Origin of the sequence: Delftia sp. ASV31, assembly GCF_016428765.1 — a bacterium.
Lineage (GTDB): Bacteria > Pseudomonadota > Gammaproteobacteria > Burkholderiales > Burkholderiaceae_C > Comamonas > Comamonas acidovorans.
In genome coordinates, this window is record NZ_JAELTK010000140.1 from 1 (window position 1) to 9,523 (window position 9,523).

A 9,523-nucleotide genomic window follows, 5' to 3' on the forward strand; every position below is an offset into this window, starting at 1 on the left:
CTGCAGCAGTTGCTGCACGCGCTGGCGGCCCGCCGCATCCAGCCGCTGCAGCAGCATCAGCGGCAGGGCCACGTTGTGCCAGACATCCAGGTGCGGCAGCACATGGAAGGCCTGGAACACGAAGCCGACATGGCTGCGCCGCCACAGCGCTCGGCCGGTTTCATCCAGGGCCGACAGGTCCTGGCCTTCGTGCAGCACGCGGCCCTGCTGCCATTCATCGAGCCCGGCCAGGCAGTTGAGAAAGGTGGACTTGCCCACGCCCGAGTCACCCACGATGGCCACGAACTCGCCGCGCGCCACGCTGCAGTCCACGTTCTCGAAGACGGCGGTTTCCGTGCCGCCGTCGTTGCGGTAGCGCCGCGCCAGGCCCTGGACCTGAAGCAGCGGCGGCTGAGTCAGTGGCGTGTTGTCCCGGGGCGCGGCAGTCATGAAGGCGGTTTCCTGTTCAGCCGTTGCGGGCCTGGTTTGCCGCAGCCACCACGGCCATTGCTGCCTGCAGCAGTTGCTGCTGGGCATCGGGCGCATCGCAGGCAATGGCATGGCGGGCGGGCATGCTGCGCAGCCAGGTGATCTGGCGCTTGGCCAGCTGGCGCGTGGCGGCAATGCCGCGTTCGCGCAGCGAGTTCATGGAGTACAGGCCGTCCAGCGATTCCCAGGCCTGGCGGTAGCCTACGCAGCGGATGGAGGGCAGGTCCAGGTGCAGGTCGCCGCGCGCGCGCAGCTGCTGCACCTCGTCGATGAAGCCGGCGTCCAGCATGGCGTCGAACCGCTGGGCGATGCGCGCATGCAGCCAGGCGCGGTCCTGCGGCTCCAGCGAGAAGAAGCCGCCGGGGCTGACCAGGCCCTGTTCGGCATTCTTGCCACTGCGCGTATGAAAGCTGGACAGCGGCTTGCCCGACACGTGCCAGACCTCCAGCGCGCGCTGTATGCGCTGGCTGTCGGCCGGCGCCAGGCGTGCGGCCGTGGCGGGATCGACCTGGGCCAGCAGCGCATGCATGGCGGGCCAGCCGATCTGCGCGGCCTGGGCGTCCAGCCGCTCGCGCACGGCGGGGTCGGCGGCCGGCATGTCGTCAATGCCATCCTGCAGGGCCTTGAAATACAGCATGGTGCCGCCCACCAGCAGCGGCAGGGCGCCGCGCGCGCGGATCTCGGCCACCAGGCGCTGCGTGTCCTGCACGAACTCGGCCGCGCTGTAGGCCTGCAGCGGGTCGCGGATATCGATCAGGTGATGGGGGCAGGCAGCCAGTTCTTCGGGCGTGGGCTTGGCCGTGCCGATGTCCATGCCGCGATAGACCAGGGCCGAGTCCACGCTGATGATTTCTGCGGCCTGGCCGCGTTCGGCCAGCAGCCTGGCCAGGGCCAGGGCGGCAGCGGTCTTGCCGGAAGCGGTGGGGCCGGCGATGGCCAGGCAGGGGAGCGGGGAAGCGGTGGACATTCGAGAAACGGGAACGCAGGAAAGTGGAATCAGCGGTGGCCATTGACCCGGCCATGGCGGCGCACCAGCCCCCAGGCGACCAGGGCCGTGCACACGCCCCAGAACCAGATGCCGAAGGCCATGGGCCGGGTGGACTGGCCGTCCAGGTGCAGGCCCAGCCAGTGTCCCATGGCAAAGGCGATGAGCATCATGGTGAAGCCGTTCAGCGCCGAGGCCGTGCCCGCCGACTGCGGGAAGGGCGCGATGGCATTGCTCTGGCCGCAGGGCATGTGCACGCCATGGGCGATCTGGAAGATATAGAAGGGCAGGGCATAGGCCCAGAGGCTGCGCGCATCGGCCAGCGCCGCAATGCCGATGGCCGTGGCCGACAGCAGGCTGGCCAGCCCGGCAATCTGCACGGCGCGCCGCACATCCATGCGCTGCAGCAGCCAGCGGCACAGGAAGGTGCCCGCGATGTAGCACAGCGCATTGCTGCCCATCAGCAGGCCGTAGCCCGTGCGGCTTACGCCCAGCACATGGATATAGGTGAAGGAAGATGCGGCCAGGTTGGTGAACAGGGCCGCATAGGTGCAGCAGGTCAGCAACTGGTAGGACTGGAATCCCGGGTGGCGCAAGATGGTGATCCAGTTGCGCGCCAGGGCCAGCGGCTGCAGCGCCGTGGGATTGGTGCGGGCCAGTGTCTCCGTGAAGCGCAGGGCCACCAGCAGCAGGGCCAGCGCACCCATCACCGCCTGGGCTAGCATGGTCGAGCGCCAGCCCAGCGAATCCACCAGCAGGCTGCCGCTGACGGGGCTCAGGAAGGCGATCACGCCCAACCCGGTCAGCGCCTTGGACATGACCTGGGCGCCCAGGTGCGGCGCGAACAGGTCGCGCACCATGGCGCGCGCGCACATCACGCCGGCGCCCAGCGATGCCCCCTGCAGCGCGCGCCAGGCGATCAGCGACTCCATGGTCTCGGCACTGGCGCTGCCCAGCGCGGCCAGCACGTAGATGGACATGCCCGCCAGCAGGATGGGCCGGCGCCCGAAGCGGTCGGACAGCGGCCCCCAGGCCAGCTGCGAGCAGCCGAAGGCCAGCAGGAACGCCGTCAGCGTGAGCTGCACCTGGGATACCTGGGTGGAGAAGGCTGCCTGTATCGACGGCAGGGCCGGCAGGTACAGGTCGGTGGCCAGCGGCTGCAGTCCCAGCAGCAGGCCGAGCAGGACGACGACCAGGACGGGGGACATGGCCGGCTGCGCTTGCGCGGCGGCGGGAGACAGGGGCGCTGACATAGGCGACCGAGGGTAGCAGAGAACAAGGGGTGCCGCTGTCCATGTTCGGGCGGTGCATATCCATCTGCGGATTGCGCAGTTGGGAACCGGCCGGGCCCTGCCTACATTGCATTGCAGAGGAATCAACCCGATCAACGCAACTGTGAACAAAGGACCGCAATGGCAACGCTGACCGCTTTCTCCTCCCTTCCCGCCGCGCTGCGCCAGGGGGCGTGCACCCTGCTGTGGGGCGTGGCCCTGGTCGGTGGGGCGGCCCATGCCAATGCGCCTGTGCCCGAAGGCCCGCTGGTCAGCACCGAATGGCTGGCGGCCAACCTCAACCGCGCCGATGTGCGCATCGTCGAGGTCAGCGTCAACCCCGGCCTGTACGAGCGCTCCCATGTGCCGGGCGCCGTCAACTTCTCTTGGCACAACGACCTCAATGACAAGGTGCGCCGCGACATCGTAGGCAAGGAGCAGTTCGAGAAACTGCTGTCCCAGGCCGGCGTGAAGGACGGCACCACGGTCGTTCTGTACGGCGATACCAACAACTGGTTCGCGGCCTGGGGGGCCTGGGTCTTCGACATCTATGGTGTGCAGAACGTCAAGCTGCTGGACGGCGGCCGCAAGAAGTGGGAGGCCGAGAACCGCCCCCTCAACAACCGCGCCCCGGAATATGCGGCCACCACCTACCGCGTGGGCAAGGTCAACACAGCGCTGCGCGCGCGCCTGACCGATGCGCTGGCCTCGGCCGAGGGACGCAGCGACGCCAGGCTCGTCGACATCCGCTCGGCCGACGAATACCAGGGCAAGGTCTTCGCCCCGGCCGGCGTGCCGGAGCTGGCCATTCGCGCAGGCCACATCCCCGGCGCCGTCAACGTGCCCTGGGGGCAGGCCGTGCGCGAGGACGGCAGCTTCAAGTCCGCCGAAGAACTCAAGAAGCTCTATGCGGGCGTGGGCATCGACGGCAGCAAGCCCGTCATCACCTACTGCCGCATCGGCGAGCGCTCCAGCCACACCTGGTTTGCGCTGTCCAAGATCCTGGGCTACCAGGTGCGCAACTACGACGGCTCGTGGACCGAATACGGCAACTCCGTGGGTGTGCCCATCAACAACCCGGCCGGCACGGTCTGGGCCGCGAAATGATCCTGCAGTCGATCAACCTGTCTTGAAGGCGGGGGCCGGGCGAGGGGTGTCGGTGCTCTTGGTTCGACGGATCAGGGGTGGTGACGAGTGGCTTTGGCAAAAGCTCGGCTCCTTTGGGGCCCGCAGACTGCGGGCCCCTTTTTTTATGCGTGGATGGCAACAAAGGGGGCAGGAATGACAAGCGTGATCGGTGAGCACACGCAGAACGTGAATGGCAGGCACAGGGCAAGGGACTGGACCAGATGGCTGCCATTGGCTGCCGTGCTGGCCGCAGCCTGGCCTGTGGCGGCGCAGCTGCAGCTGCAAGGCGGCGGGCGCACCCTGGTCTTTGCGCTGGCGCTGGGCCTGCTGCTGGGGCTGGTGCTGCAGCGCTCGCGCTTTTGCTTTTACTGCCATGCGCGCGACTGGTTCGAGTTCGGCGACCCGCGCGGCGTGCTCTCCATCCTGCTGGCGCTGGCCGTGGGATCGGCGGGCATGACCGTGGTGCTGGGCAGCTGGGTGGCCGTGCCCCAGCCGGGCCAGTTGCTGCCCGACATGCACGTAGGTCCCGTGAGCTGGGTGCTGGTGCTGGCGGGCCTGGCCTTTGGCGCGGGCATGTCGGTCTCGGGCTCGTGCATCAGCGCCCACTGGTACCGGCTGGGCGAGGGCTCGCCCGTGGCGCCGTTTGCCCTGGTCGGCACGGGCCTGGGCTTCGTGCTGGGGTTTCGCAGCTGGAACCCGCTGTACAGCCTGGCCATTGCCGATGCGCCCGTCATCTGGCTGCCGGCCCATCTGGGCTATGGCGGCGCGCTGGCGCTGCAACTGGCCGTGCTGGGCCTGCTGGCGGCCTGGGTCTGGCGCATTCATGGGCGCTCGGGCCGTGCACAGCCCCGGCCTGCGGCAGAACCGGCGCAGCCACCGGGCCTGCGCCAGCTGTGGCTGTCACTGTGGCAAGGCCGCTGGAACGCCGCGCTGGGCGGCCTGGCCGTGGGCCTGATCGCGGCCGCCGCCATCGTGCGCATGCGGCCGCTGGGCGTGACCACCACGCTGGGCAGCACCGTGCGCGGCTGGGCCCAGGCCGGCGGCTGGGTGCCCGAGCGCCTGCACGGCCTCGACACCCTGGGCGGATGCGCCACGGCCGTACTCAACAGCCTGCTCACGCCCCATGCCGTGCTGCTGCTGGGCCTGGTGGCCGGCGCCTGGGGCGCTGCCGTGGCCAGCCGCCAGTGGACGCCGCGCCGCCCCACCTGGCGCGATGCGGCTCGCGGCCTGGCCGGTGGCGCCTTGCTGGGCTGGGGCGCCATGACAGGGCTGGGCTGCACCATTGGCACGCTGCTGTCGGGCAGCATGGCGGGCGCGCTGTCGGGCTGGGTCTTTGGCGCGGCCGTGTTCACGGCGCTGTGGGCGGGTTTCGTGCTGCGGCGCTGGCAGGCCAGCCGGGACTGAGGGCCTTCAGCCGGCAGCCACACCCAGCAGCAGATCCGCGATCTCCTCCGGATACCGCTGCCGGCTTCCGTCGATGAGCACGCAGCCGGGCGCCTCGGGGTCGGGCCTGGCCAGGGGCATGCCGTGGTCGATGAGGGCCTGGGCGCAGCCCAGCCAGTCGCCGCCGCCGGGTTCCGTGGATTCGGGCCGGTTCAGCGATGCCCAGCACAGGGTGCCTGCGCAGTTGTCGCCATAGGCGTGGCGTTCGGTCCACTGTGCGCCGTGCTCCAGCAGGAAGCGCGCCATGGCGGCATCGCCACGGAACACGGCCTGGTTCAGTGCGGATGCATCCCAGTCGCCGCCGCGCGCGGCGATGGGCCAGCCCAGTTCCATCATGCAGCGCACGGCGTCCATGCAGCCCAGGGCCGCCAGTTCGGGCAGCATGCGCAGTTGTTCGGGTGCCAGGCCCTGGAGCAGCCCGGGGTGGGCTGCGGCAAGACGGCGGGCCTGTGCTGCGTCGCCCACGGCGCAGGCGGCCAGGAGTTGCTCCTGCGGCGTGGTGGGCTCGCTGCCCGCCGCCTGTTCCAGCAGGGCGGCCACGTCGGCCAGGCCAAAGCGCCGCGCCAGTGCAGCGGCACTCAGGCCCTGCGGCGTGCGGACCGACGGATCGGCGCCGGCATCCAGCAGCGCCTGCACATGGGCGGGCGAGCGGCGCCGGCGGATGGCCCACAGCAGCGGGCGGCCCCATTCGCCCTGGCCGTTGTCCTCGTTCGGATCGGCGCCGTGGTCCAGCAGCAGGCGCAGGGCCTGCACATCGTCCAGGTCCAGCACGCGGAACAGGGCATTGCTGCCGTCCACGCGTGCGCCGGCTTGCAGCAGCAGCCGCGTGCATTCGCGGCTGGCGGGCGTGCCTTCCAGAGAGTGGTAGAGCGATTCGCCGTCGTTGGGGTCGGCGCCGGCCTGTAGCAGCATCTGCGTCAGTTGCGCATCATGGTTCTGGCCTGCTGCGCCATAGAGGGCCGACAGCCGCTCGGTATCGGAGGGGGCCTGCAGCGAGGCGGGTGGCCAGCGGTTGCCTATGGTCTGCAGCGGGTCGGCGCCCGCGTCCAGCAGCCAGCGCGCGCATGCGTGCAGGTGCTCGGTGAATTCGGGCAGGCGCAGCAGGCAGGAATGGGTGACGGCCATCAGCGGCGGCAGCGCCAACGGCCCGCCTGCACGGCGCAGCCAGCCGGGGTCGTTGCGCCCGGCCTCGCGCAGCACGGCCAGATTGCCGGTGGCGCAGGCTACCCAGGGATCACTGCCATCACTGCCCGCCAGTTCCGGCCGCTCGTCCAGCAGGCGCCGGGCCAGCGCGGGCTGCGCGCGGTGCGTGCCGCCCGCCACATCGCCGGCATAGACCAGGGCCAGCCAGTGCAGCCGGGATTTCTCGGGGTCCGCCGCCAGGCGCTGGCATGCCTCGACGTAGCCTGACAGCTCGCTCCATGAAGCGAAACCGTGCTCGCGCGCCACGCAGGACTGGGCGTCGTGCAGCCGCAGCTCCATGGCGGCCAGTGCTTCATCGGCGAGGCCTTTGGCCGCTGGCAGGTGGGAGCGCAGGGACTCCATGGCCTGGGCCGAGCCTGCGCGATAGGCGGCCAGCAGTTGCTTGGCCTGTTTCTTGAGATGGCCCATGTCGGGCCGGGCGGGGATGCGTTTCACAGGAATACCTCCGTGCACGAAGGCCAACGACCCGCAATCTGGCAGCACAAAGGCATGTGGCAAGAAAGAACGCGCCGCAGGGGCGCATACAGGTGGGTTCAACCCTTCCCGCGGGTCCGGGTGCGGCCTGCACCGCAGGCGCGGATGTTAGCGCAAGGCAGGAGTCATTTGGGTGACAGCCCGGGGGCCGTGCTTGCGGGTTCCTACCGGCATGCCCGCCCGGCCGTCTGGCATAGGCTGCGTCGGCAATCCCGCTTGAACCTGATTTTTTTTGCGCGCGTTCCCCTCCAAACCTTCATCCCAAGGAGACAGTCTTATGCGAGCCCTGCGTTGGAATCGTTGGAAGTATCTCGGTCTGCTGGCGGCCACGGGCCTTGCGGCCTGCGGCGGGGGGGACGGTGATGCGCCCGAGGAGACGCGGGCACAGGACAGCCGCAGCTTTGCGCCGGCCAATCCTTCGGCCACCAGCTTCGATGCGCTGGCCGCCGCTTCGGGCGATGTGGTCGACAACGCCAGCACCAGCCGCTGGGCCGGTGTGCTGGAAGGAGCGGCCTACCGCATCGAGGTGCCGGCCAACTGGAATGGCCGCCTGGTGATGTATGCCCACGGCTATGCGGGCGAGGGCAGTGCGCTCAACGTCACCAATCCGTCCATACGCCGGTACCTGATCCAGAACGGCTATGCCTGGGCGGCGTCCAGCTACAGCAAGAACTACTACGACGTGCGCGCCGGCGTGGAGGACACGAATGCGCTGGCGCTGGCCTTCAACCGCCTGGCCGCATCCCACGGCCGGCCGCTGGCGCAGCCGCAGCGCCTGTACATCACCGGCCATTCCATGGGCGGCCATGTCACGGCGGCGGCCATCGAGGCCGAGGCCCAGGCCACCGCGAGGAACAAGGTGCGCTACCAGGGTGCCGTGCCCATGTGCGGCGTGACGGGAGATACCGAACTGTTCGACTACTTCGCCGCGGCCCAGGTCACCGCGCAGGCCATGGCCGGCGTGGCCCAGCGCCCTGTCACCGAGTGGGCCGCCATCCAGGGCCAGGTGACCTCGGCCCTGTTCACCACCTTTCCGTCGGCTCCCACCGCAACGGGGCGCGCCTATCTGTCGGTCATCCAGAACCTCACGGGTGGCCCGCGCCCGCTGTTCGATCTGGGCGTGGCCGTGGGCGGCTCGTTCGCGCCGGTCTGGGGCGTGTTCGGCAGCGACGGCTCGGTCAATGGAATCCTGAACCGCAACGTAGCCGATACCAACCGCTTCACCTACCGCATCGACGGGGATGCCGCGGCCTCGGCCGCGCTCAATGCCACCGCGCAAAAGCGCACGGCCGCTCCCGATGCCAACCGGCCGCGCCGCGACGGCCTGCGCTGGATTCCCGTGACTTCCGGCGATATCAACATTCCCGTGGTGACCCTGCATACGCTGGGCGATCTGTATGTGCCCTTCAGCATGGAGCAGATCTACCAGCGCCGCGTGGCCGACAAGGGCCGGAGCCAGTGGCTGGTGCAGCGCGCCATCCGCGGCGCATCGCACTGCGACTTCACCGTGGCCGAACAGGTGGAAGCCTTCGATGCCATGGTGCAGTGGGAGCAGGGCGGTGCCAAGCCGGGCGGTGACGATGTGCAGACGGCCGCCACGGTGGCCGCGCCCACCTATGGCTGCCGCTACACGCGCAACACGCTGGGCCCGGATGACAGCACCACCACGCGGCAGTTGCGCGCCGTGATCTCGCAGAACGCGGCAAGTTGCCCGTAGCGTGGAAGGCGGCGCAGGCTGCGCCGCTCAGCGCGGGCTTGCTGGCGCTGTGGGCGCTGTGGGCGCCTGTGCGAGCAGGCGCAGCCCGAACAGCTCGTCCAGCGCCTGCCGGTATTGCTCCATGGCGCGCGACTGGGTGTTGTGGTGGTTGCCGCCTTCGATGAGGACGAAGCGCTTGGGCTCGCTGGCAGCGTCGAACAGCTGGCGGCCCAGCGTGGCGGGGATCAGCGGATCGGCGCTGCCGTGCACAACCAGCAGCGGCGAGCCTATGCCGGCTACCTTGTCGATGGAGGCAAAGCGCTGCGTGATCAGCGGCCCCACGGGCAGCCAGCCCCAGCGGAAGCTGCGGACCACGTCGGGAATGCTGGTGAAGGTCGCCTCGACCATGACGCCGGCCTCATCCTGGACGCTGCGCGCCAGGTCGATGGCGATGGCGCCGCCCAGCGAATGGCCGAAGATGAAGCGCGGCCGACCCGGAGCGTGCCGGCCCAGCCAGTCCCAGCCGGCGCGGGCATCCTCGGCGGCCGATTCCTCGGACGGCAGGCCGGCGCTGCTCTTGCCAAAGCCCCGGTAGTCGATGGCCAGCACCGAAAAGCCCAGTTCGTGCAGCCGCCGGATGCGCGGCGAGGAGCCGGCAACGTTCCAGCGCGCGCCATGCAGGTACAGCAGCACGGGGGCGTTGCCGGCCGTGGCGGGCTGGGGTAGCCACAGCGCATGCAGGCGGGCGCCGTCCTGCGCTGGCATGTCGATCCAGACATCTTCCATGCCCGCCGTGTTGGCGCCGGGCCAGCTGCGGTCGCTGGGCTGGAAGATCCATTCGCGCTGCTTGGTGTC

Annotated in this window: 8 protein-coding genes; 3 read left to right on the top strand and 5 right to left on the bottom strand. The window is 69.8% G+C overall.

Going from position 1 to position 9,523, the window contains the following annotated elements; all coding sequences use genetic code 11:
- The 3 genes from JHD82_RS27815 to JHD82_RS27825 all read right to left on the bottom strand — a co-directional run.
- Window positions 1-429: ATP-binding cassette domain-containing protein (locus JHD82_RS27815; protein ID WP_199140049.1), on the bottom strand; the 429-nt coding region annotated here is incomplete at its 3' end.
- 16 nt (window positions 430-445) lie between these two features.
- Complete coding sequence (miaA, locus tag JHD82_RS27820; RefSeq protein ID WP_199140051.1) at window positions 446-1,435, bottom strand: tRNA (adenosine(37)-N6)-dimethylallyltransferase MiaA; 990 nt, start codon at window positions 1,433-1,435, stop codon at window positions 446-448.
- A gap of 29 nt (window positions 1,436-1,464) precedes the next feature.
- The gene (locus tag JHD82_RS27825) at window positions 1,465-2,661 is read right to left on the bottom strand and encodes a multidrug effflux MFS transporter (RefSeq protein WP_199140053.1); all 1,197 of its coding nucleotides are present in this window, start codon (window positions 2,659-2,661) and stop codon (window positions 1,465-1,467) included.
- 204 nt (window positions 2,662-2,865) lie between these two features.
- On the opposite strand from JHD82_RS27825, the gene JHD82_RS27830 reads away from it, so the two are divergent.
- Window positions 2,866-3,831, top strand: coding sequence for a sulfurtransferase (locus JHD82_RS27830; protein WP_099753072.1), 966 nt, complete (start codon window positions 2,866-2,868; stop codon window positions 3,829-3,831).
- A gap of 174 nt (window positions 3,832-4,005) precedes the next feature.
- On the top strand, window positions 4,006-5,256 hold the full coding sequence (locus tag JHD82_RS27835) for a YeeE/YedE family protein (RefSeq protein ID WP_199140055.1): 1,251 nt from the start codon (window positions 4,006-4,008) through the stop codon (window positions 5,254-5,256).
- A gap of 6 nt (window positions 5,257-5,262) precedes the next feature.
- On the opposite strand, the gene JHD82_RS27840 is transcribed toward JHD82_RS27835, so the two are convergent.
- Window positions 5,263-6,933 carry an ankyrin repeat domain-containing protein gene (locus JHD82_RS27840; protein WP_199140057.1) on the bottom strand — a complete coding sequence of 557 codons (1,671 nt, stop codon included), beginning with the start codon at window positions 6,931-6,933 and terminating at the stop codon, window positions 5,263-5,265.
- 316 nt (window positions 6,934-7,249) lie between these two features.
- On the opposite strand from JHD82_RS27840, the gene JHD82_RS27845 reads away from it, so the two are divergent.
- Window positions 7,250-8,689: an alpha/beta hydrolase gene (locus JHD82_RS27845; RefSeq protein ID WP_199140059.1), complete on the top strand. Its 1,440-nt coding sequence runs from the start codon at window positions 7,250-7,252 to the stop codon at window positions 8,687-8,689.
- 27 nt (window positions 8,690-8,716) lie between these two features.
- On the opposite strand, the gene JHD82_RS27850 is transcribed toward JHD82_RS27845, so the two are convergent.
- A partial coding sequence (locus JHD82_RS27850) for an alpha/beta hydrolase (RefSeq protein WP_199140061.1) occupies window positions 8,717-9,523 on the bottom strand: 807 nt, incomplete at its 5' end.

Bases quoted from the DNA above. Each gene is read 5' to 3' on its own strand.
- miaA (WP_199140051.1), bottom strand. From the start codon at position 1,435: ATGTCCACCGCTTCCCCGCTCCCCTGCCTGGCCATCGCCGGCCCCACC.
- JHD82_RS27825 (WP_199140053.1), bottom strand. From the start codon at position 2,661: ATGTCCCCCGTCCTGGTCGTCGTCCTGCTCGGCCTGCTGCTGGGACTG.
- JHD82_RS27830 (WP_099753072.1), top strand. From the start codon at position 2,866: ATGGCAACGCTGACCGCTTTCTCCTCCCTTCCCGCCGCGCTGCGCCAG.
- JHD82_RS27835 (WP_199140055.1), top strand. From the start codon at position 4,006: ATGACAAGCGTGATCGGTGAGCACACGCAGAACGTGAATGGCAGGCAC.
- JHD82_RS27845 (WP_199140059.1), top strand. From the start codon at position 7,250: ATGCGAGCCCTGCGTTGGAATCGTTGGAAGTATCTCGGTCTGCTGGCG.